Annotated in this window: 18 protein-coding genes; 10 read left to right on the top strand and 8 right to left on the bottom strand. The window is 74.7% G+C overall.

Annotation, left to right across the window (positions count from 1 at the left end; all coding sequences use genetic code 11):
* The coding region (locus BM093_RS02600) for an IS630 family transposase (RefSeq protein ID WP_093336462.1) at positions 1–896 on the bottom strand (896 nt) is incomplete at its 3' end.
* Positions 897–1087: 191 nt separating this feature from the next.
* On the opposite strand from BM093_RS02600, the gene BM093_RS02595 reads away from it, so the two are divergent.
* Positions 1088–1822, top strand: a complete 735-nt coding sequence (locus BM093_RS02595; RefSeq protein WP_218162625.1) for a GntR family transcriptional regulator — start codon at positions 1088–1090, stop codon at positions 1820–1822.
* 36 nt (positions 1823–1858) lie between these two features.
* Here BM093_RS02595 and BM093_RS02590 read toward each other — a convergent pair whose 3' ends face one another.
* Genes BM093_RS02590 through BM093_RS02580 form a run of 3 tightly spaced genes read right to left on the bottom strand, consistent with a single transcriptional unit; the run spans position 1859 to position 3343 of the window.
* Entirely contained in the window at positions 1859–2704 is an 846-nt protein-coding gene (locus tag BM093_RS02590; protein WP_093336456.1) for a hypothetical protein, read from the bottom strand.
* 43 nt (positions 2705–2747) lie between these two features.
* The gene (locus tag BM093_RS02585; RefSeq protein ID WP_093336453.1) at positions 2748–2966 is read right to left on the bottom strand and encodes a hypothetical protein; all 219 of its coding nucleotides are present in this window, start codon (positions 2964–2966) and stop codon (positions 2748–2750) included.
* A gap of 29 nt (positions 2967–2995) precedes the next feature.
* Positions 2996–3343 (bottom strand): ArsR/SmtB family transcription factor, encoded by a 348-nt coding sequence (locus BM093_RS02580; protein ID WP_093336657.1) that lies wholly within the window; start codon positions 3341–3343, stop codon positions 2996–2998.
* A 101-nt stretch (positions 3344–3444) separates the two neighbouring features.
* On the opposite strand from BM093_RS02580, the gene BM093_RS02575 reads away from it, so the two are divergent.
* Positions 3445–5406 (top strand): heavy metal translocating P-type ATPase, encoded by a 1962-nt coding sequence (locus BM093_RS02575; RefSeq protein ID WP_093336450.1) that lies wholly within the window; start codon positions 3445–3447, stop codon positions 5404–5406.
* A gap of 15 nt (positions 5407–5421) precedes the next feature.
* Here the strand turns inward: BM093_RS02575 and BM093_RS02570 are convergent, their stop codons facing one another.
* Positions 5422–6030, bottom strand: coding sequence for an SACE_7040 family transcriptional regulator (locus tag BM093_RS02570; protein ID WP_093336447.1), 609 nt, complete (start codon positions 6028–6030; stop codon positions 5422–5424).
* 94 nt (positions 6031–6124) lie between these two features.
* On the opposite strand from BM093_RS02570, the gene BM093_RS02565 reads away from it, so the two are divergent.
* Positions 6125–8572 carry an ATP-binding protein gene (locus tag BM093_RS02565; RefSeq protein ID WP_143105229.1) on the top strand — a complete coding sequence of 816 codons (2448 nt, stop codon included), beginning with the start codon at positions 6125–6127 and terminating at the stop codon, positions 8570–8572.
* Positions 8573–8941: 369 nt separating this feature from the next.
* Here the strand turns inward: BM093_RS02565 and BM093_RS02560 are convergent, their stop codons facing one another.
* Positions 8942–9631, bottom strand: coding sequence for a response regulator transcription factor (locus tag BM093_RS02560; RefSeq protein WP_093336441.1), 690 nt, complete (start codon positions 9629–9631; stop codon positions 8942–8944).
* Positions 9632–9739: 108 nt separating this feature from the next.
* On the opposite strand from BM093_RS02560, the gene BM093_RS02555 reads away from it, so the two are divergent.
* From BM093_RS02555 to BM093_RS02530, 6 genes are all read left to right on the top strand, one after another.
* Entirely contained in the window at positions 9740–11320 is a 1581-nt protein-coding gene (locus tag BM093_RS02555) for a carboxyl transferase domain-containing protein (protein ID WP_093336438.1), read from the top strand.
* Positions 11321–11355: 35 nt separating this feature from the next.
* Positions 11356–13494: an acetyl/propionyl/methylcrotonyl-CoA carboxylase subunit alpha gene (locus BM093_RS02550; protein WP_093336435.1), complete on the top strand. Its 2139-nt coding sequence runs from the start codon at positions 11356–11358 to the stop codon at positions 13492–13494.
* Positions 13491–14651 (top strand): acyl-CoA dehydrogenase family protein, encoded by a 1161-nt coding sequence (locus BM093_RS02545; RefSeq protein WP_093336433.1) that lies wholly within the window; start codon positions 13491–13493, stop codon positions 14649–14651. The genes BM093_RS02550 and BM093_RS02545 overlap by 4 nt, the downstream gene beginning before the upstream one ends.
* Positions 14652–14814: 163 nt before the next feature.
* Positions 14815–15834: an NADP-dependent oxidoreductase gene (locus BM093_RS02540; protein ID WP_093336430.1), complete on the top strand. Its 1020-nt coding sequence runs from the start codon at positions 14815–14817 to the stop codon at positions 15832–15834.
* A 61-nt stretch (positions 15835–15895) separates the two neighbouring features.
* A complete protein-coding gene (locus BM093_RS02535) occupies positions 15896–17359 on the top strand; it encodes a fused MFS/spermidine synthase (protein WP_093336427.1) in 1464 nt (487 codons plus the stop codon).
* 78 nt (positions 17360–17437) lie between these two features.
* Positions 17438–17878, top strand: a complete 441-nt coding sequence (locus tag BM093_RS02530) for a hypothetical protein (protein ID WP_093336425.1) — start codon at positions 17438–17440, stop codon at positions 17876–17878.
* A gap of 12 nt (positions 17879–17890) precedes the next feature.
* Here BM093_RS02530 and surE read toward each other — a convergent pair whose 3' ends face one another.
* Positions 17891–18679: a 5'/3'-nucleotidase SurE gene (surE, locus tag BM093_RS02525; RefSeq protein ID WP_093336422.1), complete on the bottom strand. Its 789-nt coding sequence runs from the start codon at positions 18677–18679 to the stop codon at positions 17891–17893.
* Between the two features lie 89 nt (positions 18680–18768).
* Here surE and BM093_RS02520 point away from each other — a divergent pair, with 89 nt between their 5' ends.
* Complete coding sequence (locus BM093_RS02520) at positions 18769–20145, top strand: ATP-dependent 6-phosphofructokinase (RefSeq protein WP_093336419.1); 1377 nt, start codon at positions 18769–18771, stop codon at positions 20143–20145.
* 9 nt (positions 20146–20154) lie between these two features.
* Here the strand turns inward: BM093_RS02520 and BM093_RS34965 are convergent, their stop codons facing one another.
* Positions 20155–20985, bottom strand: coding sequence for a SirB1 family protein (locus BM093_RS34965; RefSeq protein ID WP_143105228.1), 831 nt, complete (start codon positions 20983–20985; stop codon positions 20155–20157).
* Positions 20986–20991 lie beyond the last annotated feature (6 nt).

Genomic DNA, 20991 nt, shown 5'->3' with positions numbered 1-20991 from the left:
GTCGGAGTGAAGACCAACTCGACGTCGTGGGTCGCGCACCAGGCGGCGACCTCGGTCTTGAGGTGCGGGGAGAAGTTGTCACAGACGACGTATAGCCGCCCGGTGGGGAACCGACGCCGGAGCTGGCGCAGGAAGTCGAGGAACTCCTGCCAGCGTTTGCGGTCGCGGAGTCGATAGAACATCTGCCCAGAAGCCAGATCGAGCCCGGAGAGCATGTGCCGGACTCCGCCATAGCGGTTGTAGGTCGCCCGTAACCTGTTCGGACGACCTGAGGGGAACCAGCCCCGGCCCGGGCGGGGTTGGAGGTTCAGCGGCCCGAACTCGTCGACGCAGATCACGCGGCCACCGTCGGGGATCCGGCCGGCCGCGGAGCGGTCGTAGAGGTCGAGGATCCGATCCATCTTCTCGCGAAAGTGCGGGTCGCGGCTGGCCTTCCAGGTCTTGGTGGCCTGCCAGCGCACCCCCGCCGCGCGCAGGACCCGGCGGACAGTGTCGATGCTGATCGCGACCCGATGCACCGCAGCAAGATGCTCGACCAGCTTGGACAGGCTCCACGTGGTGAACGGAAGCCCAGCCTGCTGGGGCGGGGTCCGGGCGACCCGGCAGATCAACTCGCGGACGTGGGGACCGAACTTATGAGGTCGGCCCCCGCTCCATTTTGGGTCCAGAGCAGCGAACCCTTGCTGGTTGAACGCGTGGATCACCTCCCGCGCGTACTGCGCGGTCGCGGCGAACATCGCCGCGGCCTCGGCCGCGCTGCGGCCCTGGACCGAGGCCAGCACGATCCCCGCCCGGCGCAGCCGGACCCGGTCCCGCGCAGTGCGGGTGATCTTCACCAGACGCTGCGCCTCGGCCGGGTCCAGCTCCCGGACGAACACCTCGGGTTGCCGTGCCATCGCCCACCTCCAGCAACAGCTTCCCAGCCGATCACCACAGCCGGGTTACAACGTCAACGTTCTCGGACGCGGCACTAGCTGGTCTCTGGGGCGCCTGCGGGCGTGTTCGCCGCAGGGTGAACGAGAGTTTGAAGGATTGTTGAACGATCCGGCAATCGGAAACGCAGGATTTCTCCCGTAGGATCTCGACCGTGACCGATGCGAACGCCGCCGTGCAGGACGCCCTGGCGTCCCTCGCCGCGTCCCGCACGGTCGTCGTGCCCGCCGCCGAGCGGGTGGCCGACCGGATCCGGGCGGAGGTCGCGGAGGCCCGGCTGCGGGTCGGGGCCCGGCTGCCCGAGCAGGCGCTCGGCGCGGCGCTGCAGGTCTCCCGGAACACCGTGCGGGAGGCGCTGTCCCAGCTGGTCGCGGAGCGGGTCCTGATCCGGGTCCCGAACCGGGGCGTGTTCGTCGCGCAGCCGGAGGCCGACGACATCCGCGACGTCTACTCGGCCCGCCTGGTGATCGAGCCCGGCGCGATCCGCTACGGCGCGCGGGCCGCGGACCCCGCGGCGCTGAGCGCGGTGCGCGCGGCCTACCGGGAGGGGCGCGGTGCCGCGGAGGTCGGCGACTGGACCGGGGTCGCCGCGGCCAACCAGCACTTCCACCGCGACGTCGTGGCGCTGGCCGGCAGCCCGCGGCTGGAGCGCGAGATGGGCCGGCTGCTGGCCGAGATGCGCCTGGTCTTCCAGCGGATGCCGCAGGTGCGCGAGTTCCACGAGCCCTACCTGGACCGCAACGGCGAGATCGCCGCGATGCTCACCGACGGGCACGTCGAGAAGGCCGCCGACGAGCTCGCCCGCTACCTCGTCGCGGCCCGCGACCAGCTGCTCGACGCCTACGCCCGGCTCCCGGGCGGGACCGGCCCGGCGACGCCCGGCCGGTAGCCGCTCCGGCGGTGCCGCGCGTGATCCGGCGCCGGGTCAGCGCCCGGTCAGCGCGCCGGCCCGGACGAGCACGGCCGCCCGGTGCCCGACCCGCAGCTTCTCCAGCGCCCGCACCCCGGGCGGGAGCGGCACCGACCGGCCCCGGCCGACCGCGACCACGACCGCCTGCGGGGCGAGGACCCCGGCCACGGCGCGCAGGAACGCGATCTCGGGCGGGGGACCGGGCGCCGGGCCGTCGGTGCCGGAACCCCGCCCGCGGGCCGGGCTGCCGTGCGGTCCCGACCCGACGTCACCGCCGGCGTCACCGGGCGCCGCGGGTGTCGCGGGAGCCGCGGTGGCCCCGGCCCAGGACGTCTGTCGGCCGTGCGGCAGGTCGGCGAGCACCACGTCCGGTGCGATGCCGGCCAGCGCGGCCCGCGTCGCGGCGCGGTCGTGCGCGTCGGCCGGCGCGACCATCCACTGCGGACGGCTGCGCGGCACCAGCTCGCGGGCCGCGGCCGCGGCGTCGGCGTAGGACTCCTTGCCGTGCCGGGTGGCCAGATCATCCAGTTCGGACGCGCGGGCGGCGGGACCGCCGGGCGCGAGCAGCGCGAGGTTGCGCCGCGCCAGGTCGAGCGGGGCGGGGTCGGCATCGGTCCCGGCCAGCGTCGCGATCCCGGGGCAGAGCAGGCCGAGCACGGTCAGTGAGACGCCGGCCCCGCAGCACGGGTCCCACACGGTGACCGGCCCCGGGTTCCCGGCTCCCCGGGACGCGAGGTGCTCGCGGGCCCGGCCCAGCAGCTCGACGGTCAGCCGGACCGGCAGCGTCGGGCGTCCGGGCGCGGAGGCCAGGACCGCGTCGAGGGCGGAGCGGTCCGCGGCCGGCGCGTGGCGGTACTGCACCCGTCCAGTCTCCCGTGCGGCCCCCGCGCGCCCCAGCCGGTGATCACGGGCCGGTGCGCCGGTGCAACCAGAACGCCACGCCTCCGACGAGTGCCGCCACGACGACCAGGGCGACGACGATCTGCGAGCCGCCCGAGGTCTGCGCGCTCCCGATCAGGTAGCTGAGCGGGAAGGCCGAGACCAGCGCCAGGATCAGTACCCAGGCGACGATCCGCCGGGTCTCGGGGCGCTGCGGGCCGGGGGTGTTCCGGTCGGGCTCCATGTCCGGTTCGTACCCTTCGCGCTCCGCGGTCAACCGTCGGCCGACGGGCCCGGGGTCGCTCGGCTCCCGGCGGGTTCGCGGTGCAGCGCGCGTTCCAGCAGGGCTCCCACCTGCGGGTCCTCGACCGTGTAGTAGACGAACGTCCCCTCCCGCCGGTTTCCCACGACGCCGGCGAGGCGGAGCTTGGCCAGGTGCTGGCTGACCGCGGTGGGGGCGGCTCCGACCAGCTCGGCCAGGCAGGCCACGGAGGACTCGCCCTGCAGCAGCGCCCAGAGGATCTTGATCCGGGTCGGGTCGGACAGCATGCGCAGCGCGTCCGCCGCGTGGCGGACCTCCTCGTCGGTCGGCATCGCGAAGCCGGGGATCGACTCGTGCACGGCGACGAGGATACCTGCGGGGCTGCGCGGATGGGCGACCATCTCAGTACGTGGATGCGTCGTTGCGTACCTGCGTGACTGCGCAGGTAATGTGTCGCCGCATGCGCACCGCACTCGCCCTCTCCGAGGTCCGCCACGCCGGCGCCGCACTCCTGGCGTTCCTCGCCGCGACGGCGCTCGACCTCGCCGGTGCGCCCGCGCTGCCGGTGGTGGCGGCCTACCTCGCCTGCTACGTCCTCGGCGGGTGGGAGCCGGCGGTGGCCGGGCTGCGGGCGCTGGCGGAGCGACGCCTCGACGTCGATCTGCTGATGGTCGTCGCGGCGGGCGCGGCGGCGTCGATCGGGCACTGGTTCGACGGCGGGTTGCTGATCGTCATCTTCGCGACGTCCGGCGCGCTCGAGTCGGTGATGACGGCCCGGACCCGGGCGAGCATCGACGCGCTGCTCGACCTCGCGCCCGAGACGGCGACCGTCGTCCCGGACGGAGCGGAGGAGTCCCGGGAGCACGACGAGCGCCGGGTCCCGGCCGCCGAGCTGGTCGCCGGGCAGACCGTGCTCGTCCGGCCCGGGGAGCGGATCCCGGGCGACGGCCGCGTCCTCACCGGAGTGTCCGAGGTGGACACCGCAGGCCTGACCGGAGAACCGGTGCCGGTCCGGCGCGGACCCGGGGACGACGTCCTGGCCGGCACCGTGAACGGCACCGGCGTGCTGCGGGTGCGGGTGCTGCGGGACGCGGCGGACAGCGTCGTGGCCGGGGTCGCGGCGCAGGTCGAGCGGGCGGCCGGCACGAAGGCCCGCCGCCAGCTGTTCGTCGAACGGGTGGAGGCCCGCTACTCGGTGCTCGTCGTCGCGGCGACGGTCGGGTTGCTGACGGTGCCGCTGCTGTTCGGTGCGCCGTTCGAGGACACCCTGCTCCGCGCGATCGTGTTCATGATCGTCGCCTCGCCGTGCGCGATCGTGCTGGCGACGATGCCGCCGTTGCTCGCCGCGCTCGCGGTCGCCGGCCGCCGCGGGACGCTGGTCAAGGACGTCACCGTGCTGGAGGCGCTCGCCGAGGTCGACACCGTGGTGCTGGACAAGACCGGCACCCTCACCACCGGGCGACCCCGGGTGGTCGAGGTGCACCCGCTCGGCCGGTGGACCGCCGACGAGGTCCTGGTGACGGCCGCGGCGGCGGAGCAGGGCAGCGAGCACGTCCTCGGCCGCGCGGTGCGCGGGCACGCGCTCGAACGCGGGCTCGGGCTGCCCGCGGCGTCCGGGTTCGCGGCGGTCCCGGGCGAGGGCGTGCGGGCCGACGTCGCCGGCCGCGCCGTGCAGGTCGGGCGCCCCGATCCGGACGCCGCGCCCGGGGAACCGGCCACCGCCCTGGTCCGCGGGGTACAGGAGGGTGGACGGACGGCCGTGGTGGTCGTCGTCGACGGGGAGCCGGCCGGCGTCGTCGGGCTGTCCGACGAACCGCGCCCCGGCGCGGCCGAGGCCCTCGGCGGGCTCCGGCGGCTGCTCGGCGAGCCGGAGATCCTCACCGGGGACGCGCCGCGGCCGGCCCGCGTGCTGGGCGAGCGGCTCGGGCTGTCGACGGTGCGCGCCGGGTTGCTGCCCGCGGACAAGGTCGACGCCGTCCGGGCGCGGCAGGCGTCCGGGCACCGGGTGCTCGCCGCGGGCGACGGCATCAACGACGCCCCGCTGCTGGCCTCGGCGGACGTCGGGCTGGTCGTCGGCGAGGGGGCCGGCGCGCTCGCGCTGGAGGCCGCGGACGGCGTCCTCACCCGGGACCCCCTCGGGTCCATCGCCCCGCTGGTCGAGCTGGCCCGCCGCGCGCGCCGGATCGCCCGGGCGAACCTGGCCCTCGCCGCCGCGGTGATCGTCGTGCTGGTGACCTGGGACCTGGTCGGGACGCTGCCGCTGGTGGTCGGCGTGGCCGGCCACGAGCTGTCGACGGTGCTGGTCTGCCTGAACGGGCTGCGACTGCTGGTCGGCTCGGACCGGCGGGTCGCGGCCGGGCCCGGACGGGGCGCGTCGGCCGGCACCCGGGACGCCGGCCGCCCGGCGCGGGCCGGGGTGTGACGCGCTCGCGGAGACTCAGGCCGGGGCGGCGTCCAGTGCGGCCAGCGCCATCCGGCGCAGCACGGCGGCACGGGCGTCGGCCCCGCGGACCGGCGGCTGCTCGGCCCGCGAGGAGTACGGCGGTGTGTACGGGGTCGAGTTGAGCAGCCCGAACACGCCGTGGGCGACGGTCCGGGCGTCGGCCGGCGGGACGCCGGGGTGCACCCGCCGCAGGGTGTCGACCCACAGCTCGACGTAGGTGCGCTGCAGCCGCCGCACGGTCCGGCGCGGCTCCTCGGGCAGGTTGGCCAGGTCCCGGTCCTGGACGACGATCAGCTCGGGTTCGCGGGTGGTGAACTCGATGTGGAAGTCGACCAGGTCCGCGAGCGACTCGCGGGGGTCGGCGTGGTGCACCCGGGCCCGCCCGCCGCCGAGCAGCCGCTCGCTGATGTCGATCAGCATCTCGGCGAGCAGGGCCTCCTTGCCCGGGAAGTGCCGGTAGAGGGCGGGCCCGCTGACCCCGACGGCCGCGCCCAGGTCGGCGATGCTCACGCCGTGGAACCCGTGCCGGGCGAACAGCCGGGCGGCCTCGGCGAGGATCTGCTCACGCCGGGTGGGTCCGGCGGTGTCCGGGGCGACGGCCATCCGCCGATGGTACCGCCGGAGTTAACAACTGTTAACTCCGGCGGTGCTCGTCTCAGGGTGTGCACAGTTCGTCGGCGATACCCTCGTGGGTGTGATGAGCCTCCTGCGACGGCTGCGCGAGCGGACGGGTGTCCGCGCGGCGTCCGCGCTCGCCGCCGCGGCCGCGGTCGCGGTCGTGCTCGTCGTCGCCGGGATCTCGCTGGTGCTCGTGCTCGAGCAGACGCTGAAGAACAACTCCCGGGCGGCGCTCGAGGAGGCCGCCGGTCAGCTGGGCAACCGGATCGAGGCGAACTTCTCCGGCAGCGGTGACCCCAAGCGCAACGCGATCGACGCGACCGGCAAGCGGACCGACATCGTGCAGGTCGTCACGGCCTACAGCGACGAGACCAACGCCCCGGACTGGATGGTCGGGTCCAACGGCGAGCAGGAGGACGTCCAGGTCATCGGCTCCTCCGACCCGCTCAACGAGCAGGGGCCGGTCGCCGACTGGCTGCTGGCGCCGGGCGAGACCCGCTCCGAGGTCGACGTCCCGATCACCTTCCGCAACGGCGCCGGCGAGGACGGCGCCGACGAGATGGTCACCGAGAACATGATGGTCGTCGGGGTCGGCGACCGGGCCCAGGGCCGGCCGATCACGATCTACGCCGCGCAGGAGCTCAACCCGGTGCACGAGGCCGTCCGGACGGTCGCGTGGCTGGTCACCGGCGGCGTCCCGATCCTGGTGCTGGTCGCCGGGTTCTTCACCTACCTCTTCGCCGGGCGCGCGCTGCGCCCGGTCGAGGAGATGCGGTCCCAGGTCGCGGGCATGGACGAGAAGGACCTGACCCGGCGCGTGCCCGAACCGGTCGCCCGGGACGAGGTCGGCCGGCTGGCCCGCACGATGAACCAGATGCTGGGCCGGATCGAGTCCTCGCAGGCCACCCAGCGACGCTTCGTCGCGGACGCCAGCCACGAGCTGCGCAGCCCGCTCGCGACCGTGTCCACCGGGCTGGAGCTGCTCGGCAACGGGATGAGCGAGGGGTCCGCGGACCGCGCCACCGTCGAGACCCTGCGCGGCGAGACCAGCCGGCTGACCGGCCTGGTCGAGGGCCTGCTGTTCCTGGCCCGCGCCGACGAGCGCGGTCTCGTCCCGCGCCGCGAGGAGGTCGACCTCGACGAGATCGTCGACGCCGAGCGGGCCCGCCCCGCCGGTGGTTCGGACGTGACCGTGCGGGTCGGGACCGAACCGGTGCGGGTGGTCGGCGACCGCGGGCAGCTCGTCCGGGTGGTGCGCAACCTCGTGGACAACGCGAAGCGGCACGCCGCCTCGACGGTCGCGGTGTCGCTGCGGGTCGCGGATGGTTCCGCCGTGCTCGATGTGGACGACGACGGCAACGGCGTCCCCGACGCCGACCGGCAGCGGGTGTTCGAGCGGTTCGTGCGGCTCGACGAGGCCCGTGCGCGCGGGGACGGCGGCTCCGGGCTCGGGCTGTCGATCGTCGCCGAGCTGGTCGCCGCGCACGGCGGCACGGTGGAAGCGCTGGAGTCCCCGGAGCTGGGTGGCGCCCGGTTCCGGGTGACGCTCCCGGCCGACGCCGCGCCGGAGCCGGACGAGGACGACCGGCCCGATGACCCGGCGGCCGATGCGGATCCGGACGCGGGGGCGCCGGGCGGCACTCGCCCCGACGCTGCACCTGCGAACGAACTCGTGCCGAGCGCTGCGGGGCCGGGCGCTGCGGGACCGAGCGCTGCGGGACCGAGCGTTGTGGGACCGAGCGCTGCGGCGTCGGGCGTTGCGGGGCCGGGCGTTGCAGGACCGGGCGCTGCGGGACCGAACGCTGCGGGGTCCGAGGCCGTGCGAACGGACGGCGTGGGCCGGACCGCGGCAGCGCCCGACGGTCCGGCGTCGACTGCTGCGAGGCCGACTGCTGCGAGGCCGGCTGCTGCGGTGCCGGGCGGTGCGACGACGGACGGTGCGGTGCCGAACGGTGCGGCGACGGACGGTGCGGTGCCGAACGGTGCGGCGACGGACGGTGCGGCGACGGACGGTGCGGTGCAGAACGGTGCGGCTCAGCACGCTGCACCGCCGAACGGAGCAGGGTCGGATGGTGCCCGGCCCAGCGACGCAGCGCCGAACGGGGCGAAGCCGGGTTCCGGTGGCGCGTCGCCGGATCCGCGCGCGGACCGGGATGACACGATGCGCGGGCCCGGTGCCCCGGGCGTCACGGGTACGGACGGGTCTGCCCCGGACGGCGCGCCGCTGACGCCGCCCGCCGAGCCCGACCCGGAGGACGACGTGCCCGCACCCCAGCCGTACCGCCGTTTCGACCCGCCCACCGGGCCGGTGCCGATCCGCCCGGGCACGGTCGGCAGCCCGTACGACGAGAACGCCACCCGGCCGATCCCGGTGCACCGGGGGACCCCGGCGCGGCCCGGCGCCGCCGTGACGGCCCCGCAGCGCACCGGGCGGCCGGACGAGCCGCCCGCACGCCCGGCGCCCGGCCGGCAGGCGCCGAACGGGCACCCGCCCCGCCCGCGCCGCTCGGACGGGCGCCGGCGCTGAGCCGGACGGCCGGCATCGCGCCGGCCCCGGCGCTCCGGTGAGCCGCCCGGTGAGCGTTCCGCCCGGTGGCCCGGCGAGCACCCGGCCCGACGGAGCGGCACCGCGCCCGGCCCGGCAGCCGGCCGAGAGCGCCCGGCCCGGCAGTCGACCGAGAGCGCCCGGCCCGGCAGTCGACCGAGAGCGCCCGGCCCGGCAGCCGACCGAGAGCGCCCGGCCCGGCAGCCGGGCGAGTGCCCGGACCGGCAGCCGGTCGAGTAGCCCGGCCCGGCAGCGAGGTGCGCGAGCGCGCTGCGCGTCCGGCGCGGCCCGCTCAGCAGGCAACCGGCCCGCCGGCGTGGCGAGCCCTCGGCCCGGTAGCCCGGCGGGCGTTCAGCGCGGCGGTGCCGAGGCCGGCTCCGACATGCGATAGCCGACCCCGCGCAGGGTCTCGATGCTGTGCGTCCCGAACGGGGTGTCGATCTTGCGGCGCAGGTAGCCGACGTAGACCTCGACGACGTTGACCTCGCCGTCGTAGTGCGCGTCCCACACCGACCGCAGGATGTCGGTCTTGGTCACCACCTGGCCGGTGTGCTGCATGAGGTGTTCCAGCACCCCGAACTCCCGCGGGGTCAGCGAGATCTCGACCTCGCCGCGGTGCACCCGGTGCGTACCGGGGTCGAGCGTCAGGTCCCCGACCCGCATCACGGTCGGCGCGGTCTCCCCGGCCCGGCGCAGCAGCGCACGCAGCCGGGCCTGCAGCACGACGAACGAGAACGGCTTGGTCAGGTAGTCGTCGGCGCCGAGGTCGAACGCGTCGGCCTCGTCGTACTCCCCGTCCTTGGCCGTGAGCATCAGCACCGGCGTCCACACCCCGCGCTCGCGCAGGTGCTGCAGGATCCGGTAGCCGGACAGGCCGGGGAGCATGATGTCCAGCACGATCACGTCGTGCCGGCCGGACAGGGCGTGGCGCAGGCCGGTGTCCCCGTCGTGCGCGACCTCCACCTCGTGTCCCTCGGCGGCCAGGCCACGGCGGACGAGCTCGGCCAGTGGTTTCTCGTCCTCGACCAGTAGGAGACGCACGCTCCCACCGTAGAGAAGAACGCGGCAGGCGGGGCACGGTGGACCGGCACTGGACGGCAGACGTTAATGAGCGCTAACGTGTTAACGGTCGTTAACAGGAGGGGTGGGATGGTGATCTCCGAGGAGGCGCCGCGGCTGGCTACCGCGGTCGATCCGTCCGGTGAGCAGTTCGGCGCGAACGCCGCGGCGCACCGCGATCTGGTGGCGGATCTGAACGCGCAGCTCGCGACGGCGCGGCTGGGCGGCCCGGAGCGGTCGCGGGCCCGGCACGTGGAGCGGGGCAAGCTGCTGCCGCGCGACCGGGTGGACGCGCTGGTCGACCCGTCGTCGCCGTTCCTCGAGCTGTCGCCGATGGCCGCCCACGGCATGTACGACGACCAGGCGCCCGGTGCCGGGATGATCACCGGGGTCGGTCGGGTGGCCGGCCGGGAGTGCGTGATCGTCGCGAACGACGCGACCGTCAAGGGCGGCACCTACTTCCCCGTCACGGTCAAGAAGCACCTCCGTGCGCAGGAGGTGGCGCTGCAGAACCGCCTGCCCTGCGTCTACCTGGTCGACTCCGGCGGTGCCTACCTGCCCGAGCAGGACCAGGTGTTCCCGGACCGCGAGCACTTCGGCCGGATCTTCTACAACCAGGCGCAGATGTCCGGTCAGGGCATCCCGCAGATCGCCGCGGTGCTGGGTTCGTGCACCGCGGGCGGCGCCTACGTGCCGGCGATGAGCGACGAGGCGGTGATCGTCCGCAACCAGGGCACGATCTTCCTCGGCGGCCCGCCGCTGGTGAAGGCGGCGACCGGTGAGGTCGTGACCGCCGAGGAGCTGGGTGGCGGGGACCTGCACTCGAAGACCTCCGGGGTCACCGACCACCTCGCCGCCGACGACGCCGACGCGCTGGCCCGGGTCCGCGCGATCGTCGCCACCCTGGGCCCGCGCGCCGACCGGCCGTGGGACGTCGTGCCCACCGAGGCCCCGGCCGTCGACCCGGGCGAGCTCTACGGGGCGGTGCCCACGGACTCGCGGATCCCCTACGACGTCCGCGAGGTGATCTCCCGGGTCGTCGACGGTTCCCGTTTCCACGAGTTCAAGGCCGAGTACGGCACGACCCTGGTCACCGGCTTCGCCCGGATCCACGGCCACCCGGTCGGCATCGTCGCGAACAACGGGATCCTGTTCTCCGAGTCCGCGGTCAAGGGTGCGCACTTCGTCGAGCTCTGTGACCAGCGCGGGATCCCGCTGGTGTTCCTGCAGAACATCTCCGGGTTCATGGTCGGGCGCGAGTACGAGGCGGGGGGCATCGCCAAGAACGGCGCCAAGATGGTCACCGCCGTCGCCTCCACCCGGGTGCCGAAGCTGACCGTCGTCATCGGCGGCTCGTTCGGCGCGGGCAACTACTCGATGTGCGGGCGGGCGTACTCGCCGCGGTTCCTGTTCATGTGGCCGAACGCCCGGATCTCGGTGATGGGCGGGGAGCAGGCCGCGACCGTGCTGGGCACCGTGGGGTCCGGGGCGGATCCGGACACGATCCGCGCCCAGTACGAGACCCAGGGCCACCCGTACTACTCGACCGCGCGGCTGTGGGACGACGGCGTCATCGACCCCGCCGACACCCGCACCGTGCTGGGCCTGTCCCTGTCCGTCGCCGCCAACGCGCCCCTGGCCGACCCGGCCTTCGGCGTCTTCCGGATGTGAGCGCCCCCATGACCGCATCACGCACCGCAGCACGCATGTTCGACACCGTGCTCGTCGCGAACCGCGGCGAGATCGCCGTCCGGGTGATCCGGACCCTGCGCGCGCTCGGGGTGCGCAGTGTCGCCGTCTACTCCGACGCCGACGCGCACGCCCCGCACGTCCGCGCGGCCGACGAGGCCGTGCGGATCGGCCCGGCCGCGGCCGCCGAGTCCTACCTGTCGATCCCGAACGTGATCGCCGCCGCGCAGCGGACCGGTGCACAGGCGATCCACCCCGGCTACGGCTTCCTGTCCGAGAACACCGCGTTCGCCGCCGCCTGCGAGCAGGCGGGGATCGCGTTCGTCGGGCCGCCCTCGTCGGCGATCGACGCGATGGGCGACAAGATCCGGGCCAAGCAGACCGTCGCCAAGGCCGGAGTGCCGGTCGTGCCCGGCTCCGACGGCGCGGGTCTGTCCGACGACGACCTGGTCGAGGTCGTGTCCGAGGTCGGCTACCCGGTGCTGCTCAAGCCCTCCGCGGGCGGCGGCGGCAAGGGGATGCGGGAGGTGCACCGCCCCGAGGACCTCGCCGACGCCATCGCCGGGGCCCGCCGCGAGGCCCGCGGCTCGTTCGGCGACGACACGCTGCTGGTCGAGCGCCTGGTCACCACCCCGCGGCACATCGAGATCCAGGTGATGGCCGACGCCCACGGCGGCGTCGTGCACCTCGGCGAGCGCGAGTGCTCGCTGCAGCGACGGCACCAGAAGATCATCGAGGAGGCGCCCTCTGCTCTGCTCACGCCGGCACAGCGCGCCGAGATGGGGCGTGCGGCCTGCGAGGCCGCCCGCGCGGTCGGCTACACCGGCGCGGGAACCGTCGAGTTCATCGTGTCCTCCGACCGTCCGGACGAGTTCTTCTTCCTGGAGATGAACACCCGGCTGCAGGTCGAGCACCCGGTGACCGAGGAGGTCACCGGCCTGGACCTGGTCGAGCTGCAGCTGCGGGCCGCGGCCGGGGAGCCGCTGCCGATCACCCAGGACGACGTCGTGCTGCGCGGGCACGCGGTCGAGGCCCGGGTGTACGCCGAGGCCACGTCCGTCACCGGGGACACGCTCACCTTCCTGCCGTCCGGCGGGACGGTGCTCGACTGGACCCCGCCCGCCGGGGTGCGGGTGGACTCCGGCATCGAGACCGGCACGGTCGTCGGCTCCGACTACGACCCGATGCTGGCCAAGGTCATCGCCTCGGGCGCCACCCGGGACGAGGCGCTGCGCCGGCTCGACGCGGCGCTGGGCGGCACCACGCTGCTCGGGCTGGACACCAACATCGGGTTCCTACGTGCCCTGCTGGCCGACGACGACGTCCGCGCCGGCCGGCTCGACACCGGCCTGATCGCGCGACGCGGGACCGCGCTGGTGGAGACCGGGACGCCGGAGGACGTGCTGGGTGCCGTGGCCGGGCAGGCGCTGCTGCGCCTGGAACCGTCCGGGGACGTCGTCGACCCGTTCGACGTCCCCGGCGGCTGGCGGGTCGGCGAACCCGCCTGGACCGTGCGCCGGCTGGTCGCCGGTGGCGGCGAGGCCACCGAGGTCCGGATCCGCGGCCGGGCCGCCGGGTTCGACCTGGCCCTCCCGGACCGTGCGCAGGCGGGGGGCCGGGACGCCGGGGACCAGGGCGCCGGGGAACAGGACGCAGCGCAGCCTGCCGACACGGCCGGTGGGGCCGCAGCCGCGGGGGCCCGGCCCGCCTCGGCCACCGCTGCCGCACCGGCCGTCGGCTGCCGCACCGTCGCCGTCGCACCGGGGCGCATCGAGCACACCCACGACGGCCGCACCCGCCGCTACCGCGTCGCCCACGCCCCCGACGGCGTGGTCTGGATCGGCCGCGACGGCCGCACCTGGGGCGTGCGCGAGCAGGAGCCGCTGGAGGCCTCCCGCACCGCGTCCGACAGCGACGGCGGCCCCGTCCTGTCCCCGATGCCCGGCACCGTGACCGTCGTCGACGTCGCCGAGGGCGACACCGTCACCGCAGGCCAGAAGCTGGTCGTCGTCGAAGCCATGAAGATGGAACACGTGCTCACCGCCCCGGTCGACGGGACGGTGCGCGAGCTGAGGGCCCGTCCCGGAGCCACCGTCGCCAAGGACGCGGTGCTGCTGGTGGTCGCGGCCCCGACCCACCAGGAGGAGCCGGCATGACCGCCGCCACCGAGCAGACGTCCGCCGAGGAGTACGAGGCCCTGCGGGCCTCGGTCGAGGAGTTCGCCCGCAAGGAGGTCGCCCCGGTGATCGGGGACCTCTACATCCGCGAGGAGTTCCCCTACGACATCGTCGCGAAGATGGGGGCGATGGGCCTGTTCGGCCTGCCCGTCTCCGAGAACTACGGCGGGATGGGTGGCGACTACTACGCCCTCTGCCTGGCCCTGGAGGAGCTCGCCCGGGTCGACTCGTCGGTCGCGATCACCGTTGAGGCCGGTGTCGGCCTGGGCACGATGCCGATCTACCGGTTCGGCACCGAGGAGCAGAAGGTCCGCTGGCTGCCCGACCTGGCCGCCGGCCGCGCGCTCGGCGCGTTCGGGCTGACCGAACCGGGCGGGGGCTCCGACGCCGGCGCCACCCGGACCACCGCCCGCCTGGAGAACGGCGAGTGGGTGATCAACGGGTCGAAGTGCTTCATCACCAACTCCGGCACCGACATCACCTCGGTCGTCACCGTCACCGCCGTGACCGGGGAGAAGCCCGGCGGCGGCAAGGAGATCTCGGCGATCCTGGTCCCGGCCGGGACACCCGGGTTCACCGTGTCGGAGAAGTACTCCAAGGTCGGCTGGAACTGCTCGGACACCCGGGAGCTGTTCTTCGACGACGTCCGCGTGCCCGAGTCGAACCTGCTCGGCGAGCGCGGCCGCGGCTACGCCCAGTTCCTGTCCATCCTGGACGAGGGCCGGGTCGCGATCGCCGCGCTGTCGGTCGGGCTGGCCCAGGGCTGCGTCGACGAGTCGCTGCGTTACGCGCACGAGCGCGAGGCCTTCGGCAACACGATCGGCTCCTACCAGGCCATCCAGTTCAAGATCGCGGACATGGAGGTGCGGGCGCACACCGCGCGCCTGGCCTGGCAGCACGCGGCCCGGCTGCTGGTGGCGGGCGAGCCGTTCAAGCACGAGGCGGCGATCGCGAAGCTCGTCGCGTCGAACGCGGCGATGGACAACGCCCGCGACGCCACCCAGATCTTCGGCGGCTACGGCTTCATGAACGAGTACCCGGTCGGGCGCTTCTACCGGGACGCGAAGATCCTGGAGATCGGCGAGGGCACCTCGGAGGTCCAGAAGATGCTGATCGCCCGCCGCCTGGGCCTGTAGGAGGACGCTCACGGGTTCCGGCCGATGCTCACGCGATCCGGTGAGCATCGGCGGAACCCGTGAGCGGATCGCGGTGCTCATTCCCGATCGGGGCGGTGACGATCGTGATGCGGTGACGATCGTGATGCGGTAGCGAAGGGGCCGTGCGGGTAGACCGGTACCCATGGGTGACAACGTGAACCGTCAGGTCCGGCTCGCCGCGCGTCCGACCGGGACACCCGGGCCGGAGGTCTGGGACCACACCTCCGAGCCGGTGCCCGAGCCCGGCGAGGGCCGGCTCGTCGTCCGGATCAGCCACATCTCGCTGGACCCGGCGATGCGCGGCTGGATGAACGCGGGCCGCAGCTACATCCCGCCGGTGGAGATCGGCGCCGTCATGCGCGCGCTCGGCCTGGGCGAGGTCGTGGCCTCCCAGCACCCGGACTTCGCCGTCGGGGACCTGGTCACCGGCACGTTCGGGGTGCAGGAGTACGCCGAGTCCGACGGTGAGGGCCTGCAGAAGGTGCAACCGTCGGACGCCGTGCCGCCGGAGCGCTACCTCGCGCTGCTCGGCATGACCGGGATGACCGCCTACTTCGGGCTGTTCGACGTCGGTGCGTTGCGCGAGGGCGACACGGTGGTCGTCTCGGGTGCGGCCGGTGCCGTCGGCAGCGTCGTCGGGCAGCTCGCGAAGATCGCCGGTGCCCGGGTGGTCGGCATCGCGGGCGGCGCCGAGAAGTGTGCCTGGATCGTCGACGAGCTCGGCTTCGACGCCGCGATCGACTACCGCAGCCAGGACGTCGGGCGCGAGCTGCGCACCGCCGCGCCGGACGGTGTCGACGTCTACTTCGACAACGTCGGCGGGGAGATCCTCGACGCCGTCCTGACCCGGCTCTCGCTCGGCGCCCGGGTCGTCATCTGCGGCGCGATCAGCCAGTACAACGCCGAGTCCGCCCCCGCGGGCCCGGCCAACTACCTGAGCCTGCTGGTCAACCGGGCACGGATGCAGGGCTTCGTGGTCTTCGACTACGCCGATCGCTACGGCGACGCTGCGAAGGAGCTCGCCGGGTGGCTGGCCGAGGGCCGGATCCACAGCCGTGAGGACGTCGTGGAGGGCACGGTGGACGACTTCCCGGACGTGCTGCTGCGGCTGTTCCGCGGCGAGAACACCGGCAAGCTGGTGCTGCGCCTGCAGCAGGCCTGACAGCGGGGCGGCCGGTCGCCCGGTCGGCCGGTCGCCCGGTCGGACGGGCGACAATACGCCCGTGCGCCTCGCCCTCGCCCGGACCGCCGTCGTCGTCTCCGGGGCGGCGATCCTCGTCGTGGAGACCCTCGCGACCCGCCTGGTCGCCCCCTACGTGGGTCTCACCCTGGAGTCCACCACCGCCGTGATCGGGGTGGCGCTGGCCGGGATCGCGGCCGGGGCCGCGCTCGGCGGGAAGTGGGCCGACGAGCGCGACCCGGTGGCCGTCGCCGCGCTGATGCTGGTCGTCGGCGGGCTCGGGACCCTGGCGGTGCGCCCGGTCGTGCGGCTCGTCGGCCCGCTGCTCGGCGCCGGGCCGGTCGCCGCGGTCCTGCTCGTCGCGGCGTCCACACTGGTCTCGGTGACGGCGCTGGCCGCGGTCACGCCGGCCGTCACCCGGGCCCGGCTGACCGGCCTCGAGCACTCCGGCGAGGTCGTCGGCGGGCTCTCCGCGGCCGGGACGCTCGGCTCGCTGGCCGGCACCTTCCTCACCGGGTTCGTGCTGGTCGCGCTGCTCCCGGTGAGCGCGATCCTGCTGGTCACGGCGGCCGCGTGCCTGCTGCTCGGGGTGCTCGTCGCCCCGCGGCGCCGTCGCCGCGACGTGCTGCGGGGCGGGACGGCGGCCGTGCTGCTGGCCGTCGCGCTGGTCGCGGTCCCGGGGCGCTGCGACGCCGACACCACCTACTACTGCGCCTCGGTGCAGCCCGACCCGGAGGACCCGGCCGGGCGCTACCTGGTGCTCGACGACCTGCGCCACTCCTACGTCCGCTCCGGCGACCCCGCCCACCTGGAGTTCGCCTACACGAAGCGGTTCGCCGCCGCGATCGACACGGCGTATCCGCAGGGGGAGCCGCTCGACACCGTGCACGTCGGCGGTGGTGCGCTCACCATGCCGCGATGGCTGGCCGCGACCCGGCCCGGGAGCACGTCCACGGTGCTCGAGCTCGACCGGGGCGTGATCGAGCTGGGTGTGCGCGAGCTGGGGGCGGGCGGGATCCCCGGCACGACGGTGCGGACCGGCGACGCCCGGGTCAACCTGGCCGCACTGCCGGACGACTCGGCCGACGTCGTGCTCGGCGATGCCTTCGGGGCCCGCTCGGTGCCCTGGCACCTGTCGACGGCCGAGTTCCTCGACCAGGTGCAGCGGGTGCTGCGCCCCGGTGGCCTCTACGTGCTGAACGTGATCGACCGGGACCCGCTCGAGCTGGTCCGGGCGGCCACGGCCACCGTGGACTCACGGTTCGGCACCACGATGCTCGTGGCCCGGCCGGAGGAGTTCGCCCCGGGCGGCGGCGGGAACGTCGTGGTCGTCGGCTCCGACCGGCCGCTCGACCCGAGGGCACTGGAGGCGGCCGTGGCGCGCAGCGGCGAGCCCGGTGCGGTGCTCGACCCGGCGCGGACGGCCGCGTTCACCGGCGACGCCGCCGTGCTGACCGACGACCACGCCCCGGTCGACCAGCTGATCACCACCGGGCTGGAGGGCTGAGGTGCCGGACCACGGACCCGATAGGGTCGCCCCGTACGAGCTCGACACCAGATGCGATCCCTGAGGGGCGGAGGCGGCGTGGCGACCTGGGAGGACCTGAAGTCCTACGTGGTGGTGCGGTACGAGATCGTCCGGCAGAACGCGGACGAGCTCCGCTTCCGGCTGCCGACGACCGGGGACCGCACCCAGCTGGTCGTCGTGAAGCGGGTGAGCGAGGACGCCGCGCAGCCGGGGGCCACGGTCACCGACGCGGCCGCCGCCGTCGCGGACCCGGACCAGGACTGGGTGCAGATCGAGTCCCCGGTCGCCCGGCTCGGCGACGTCGACCTGGTGAAGGCGCTCGAGCTGGCCGGGCCGTCGGTGGTCGGCGGGCTCGCCGCCGAGGAGGGGGTGCTCGTCTACCGGCACTCGATCCCGCTGCGCCCGGCCGCGCTCGACGGCTTCGAGTTCCCGTTCCGGCAGGTCGTGCACCTCGCCGACGAGCTGGAGCACGAGTTGACCGGCCGCGACGAGCACTGAGACGCGGCTCGCTCAGCCGCCGTAGCCGGTCGCCCCGGGCCGGGAGCCGAGGGTCGTCAGCTCGGTCACGGTCGGGTACCCCGCGGCGAGCAGCGCGACGTCGGTCCCCGGCACGGCCTCGGAGTGGTCCTCGGAGACGAGCGTGCGCAGTCCGCCCGGGCGCACCCCGTCCGGGCCGCGCTCGGGTGCGCGGTGCACCACCCGGACCCGCACCGCTCCGGTCGCGCACAGCGCGGCCTCCCGGATCGGGGGCAGGTCCGCCGCCGCGACGTCGGGGACGTTCACCGTCCACGGCGTCCCGGCGGGCCGGGAGCGGAGCCGCTCCAGCAACTCCGGGAGCAGCCCGGTCGCCGTCGCCCAGTGCGGGGCGGCCGGTGCCGCCAGCCCGCAGGACAGCGAGAGCGCGATCCCCGACCAGCCGTGCAGGGCACCGGCCAGGACGGCGCCGACCGTGCCCGAGTGCAGCACCTGGCCGCCGGTGTTGGCACCGATGTTGATCCCGGACAGCACGACGTCCGGCTCGCGGGTGAACCAGCCCTGCCCGGCCGCGTGCACGATGTAGGCGGGGTCGGCGGCGACCGCGAAGGCCTCGATCCCGTCCAGCTCGCCGATGTCGTCGCGGGCGTGCACGGCCGTGTGCCCGTCGTCCACGACGGACCGGACCGAGGCCCCCGCGCCGCTGGAGTCGCCGGCCGGGGCGGCGACGACGACGTCGTAGCCGGCGTCGCGGGCTCCCCGCGCCAGGGCGTACAGCCCGGGTGAGTCGATGCCGTCGTCGTTCGTGATCAGGGCGAGGGGCACGGGGTCGAGCCTAGGGGGCCCGATCGACTCCCCGTCCGCGGTAGGCCACCATGAGCCGAGCTACGGGATCGATACACACGAGGAGTGCCGTGACGACGGGGGAGTACAGCAACATCACGCCGGACGACCTCGCGATCGACACCCTCGGGCCGGCCCGGATCACGTCCCCGCTGGCCCCGCTGCTGGACGCGCGCAGCACCACCGAGCACTACGTCGACGCCGGGGACCGGGTGCTGCTCGACGACACCTCCACCCGGATCAAGTCCCGCGGGGTCGACGTCGAGGAGCTGCCCGGTTTCGAGCCCTGCGGGCCGCGCCGGCAGATCTACTTCGACCCGTCGAAGACCCGCGCCGGCATCGTCACCTGCGGCGGGCTGTGCCCGGGCCTCAACGACGTCGTCGCCGGCCTGGTCCGGACGCTGACCTACCACTACGGCGTCCGCCGGGTCGTCGGGTTCCGCAACGGCTACCGCGGTTTCGTCTCCGCCTACGGCCACGACGTCGTCGAGCTCACCCCGGAGTCGGTCCGCGACACCGCCGTCGACGGCGGCACCTTCCTCGGCACCTCGCGCGGCCCGCAGGACCCCGAGGAGATCGTCGACTGCCTCGAGCAGATGCACCTGAACGTGCTGTTCGTGATCGGTGGCGACGGGACGCTGCGCGGCGCGATGGAGATCGCCCGCGTGGTGTCCGAGCGCGGCCTGCGGATCGCCGTGGTCGGCATCCCGAAGACGATCGACAACGACATCCCGCTGATCGACCAGAGCTTCGGGTTCCAGACGGCGTTCTCCGAGGCCAGCGAGGCCATCCGGTCGGTGACGGTGGAGGCGAAGTCCACCCCGGGCGGGGTCGGGCTGGTCAAGCTCATGGGCCGGCACTCCGGCTTCATCGCGTGCTACGCCTCGCTGGTCCGGTCCGACGCCGACGCCGTCCTCATCCCCGAGGTGCCGTTCGAGCTCGACGGCGAGACCGGCCTGCTGAACCACCTGCGCCGCCGGGTGGCGCAGCGGGGGCACGCGGTCGTCGTCGTCGCGGAGGGGGCGGGCCAGGAGATGCTGCCCCCGGTCGGGCGCACCGACGCCTCCGGCAACGCCAAGCTCGCCGACATCGGGCCGTGGCTGCGGGAGCGGATCGGCGAGTCGTTCGCCGGCGCCGGGATGGAGACGACGGTGCGCTACGTCGACCCCAGCTACCTCATCCGCAGCGTCCCGGCCAACCCCTACGACAGCGTCTACACCGTCCGGCTGTCCCAGGCCGCCGTGCACGCCGCGATGTCCGGGCGCACCGCGATGGTGGTCGGCCGGGTGCGGCGCCGGTTCGTGCACATCCCGATGAACCTGGCGGTCAGCCGGCGCAACCAGGTCGACCCGCACGGCGACCTGTGGATGGCGGTGCTGGAGTCGACCGGGCAGCCCTGGCGCTTCGGTGAGGACTCGGGCGCGCCGACCCGGGCCCCGCACACCTGAGCCCGCGCCTCAGTTGAGGTGCGCGCGGTGCCGGCGGGCCTCGATCCGGACCTGGTCGAGCACCTCGGTGCCGGAACGCGACCCGCGCCCCGGGCCCTCCACCCAGGACTCCATGAGCCGGGCGGCCTCGTCCCACCGGGCCTGCGCGGCCAGCACGTCGCCGAGCTCGCGGATCAGCTCCGGGCCCTGGTGGCGCAGCCCGAGCCGCATCCGCAGGACCCACTCCAGGCCGGCGTGGTCCTTCGACCGTCCGTAGCTCGCCCGCAGGTTCTCCAGCATCCGCGCGAGGATCTGGCGGGTCGAGGTCCGCGGCAGCATCCCGGCACCGAACTCGACGTCCGGGCCCGCGCCGGTGGTGGCGCGGAACAGCGCCTCGCAGCCCGCCAGGTCGAGCCGGCGCCCGCGGTCGAAGACGTCGAGGTGGCGCTGCGTGCCGGGGACGCGCACCAGGAAGTGCCCGGGCATCCCGACCCCCTCCAGGTCGACCCCGGCCCGGCGGCCGACCTCGATCGCCACCACCGACAGCGTGATCGGGATACCGGTCCGGCGTTCCAGCACGTCGGGGAGCAACGAGTTCCGGGGGTCGCCGTAGGTGCGGGCGTTGCCGGTGAACCCGGCCTCGGTGAACAGCCGGTGCAGCAGCGACTCCAGGCCGGTCACCCCCTCGGCCAGCTCGTCGAGCGTGGCCCGGGCCCGCCGCGCGGACTCGGCGGCGACCTCCGGGTCCGGCTCGGCGCCCGCTGCGATGGCGAGCGCGCCCTCGTCGAGTGCCGGCTCGGGGCCGGTGACCAGGCGCAGGAAGCGGGTCACCGGGTCGGCGGCACGGTCGGGCCGGCTCACGGCGCC

It is taken from the genome of Pseudonocardia ammonioxydans, assembly GCF_900115005.1.
GTDB lineage: Bacteria > Actinomycetota > Actinomycetes > Mycobacteriales > Pseudonocardiaceae > Pseudonocardia > Pseudonocardia ammonioxydans.
Note: the sequence above shows the minus strand (reverse complement) of the source record. Positions and strands in the feature narration are given on the sequence as shown.

Coding starts and splice junctions, on each gene's coding strand:
- BM093_RS02585 (WP_093336453.1), bottom strand. CDS start 2,966: ATGGAGCCCGACCGGAACACCCCCGGCCCGCAGCGCCCCGAGACCCGG.
- BM093_RS02575 (WP_093336450.1), top strand. CDS start 3,445: ATGCGCACCGCACTCGCCCTCTCCGAGGTCCGCCACGCCGGCGCCGCA.
- BM093_RS02570 (WP_093336447.1), bottom strand. CDS start 6,030: ATGGCCGTCGCCCCGGACACCGCCGGACCCACCCGGCGTGAGCAGATC.
- BM093_RS02565 (WP_143105229.1), top strand. CDS start 6,125: ATGAGCCTCCTGCGACGGCTGCGCGAGCGGACGGGTGTCCGCGCGGCG.
- BM093_RS02555 (WP_093336438.1), top strand. CDS start 9,740: ATGGTGATCTCCGAGGAGGCGCCGCGGCTGGCTACCGCGGTCGATCCG.
- BM093_RS02550 (WP_093336435.1), top strand. CDS start 11,356: ATGTTCGACACCGTGCTCGTCGCGAACCGCGGCGAGATCGCCGTCCGG.
- BM093_RS02545 (WP_093336433.1), top strand. CDS start 13,491: ATGACCGCCGCCACCGAGCAGACGTCCGCCGAGGAGTACGAGGCCCTG.
- BM093_RS02540 (WP_093336430.1), top strand. CDS start 14,815: ATGGGTGACAACGTGAACCGTCAGGTCCGGCTCGCCGCGCGTCCGACC.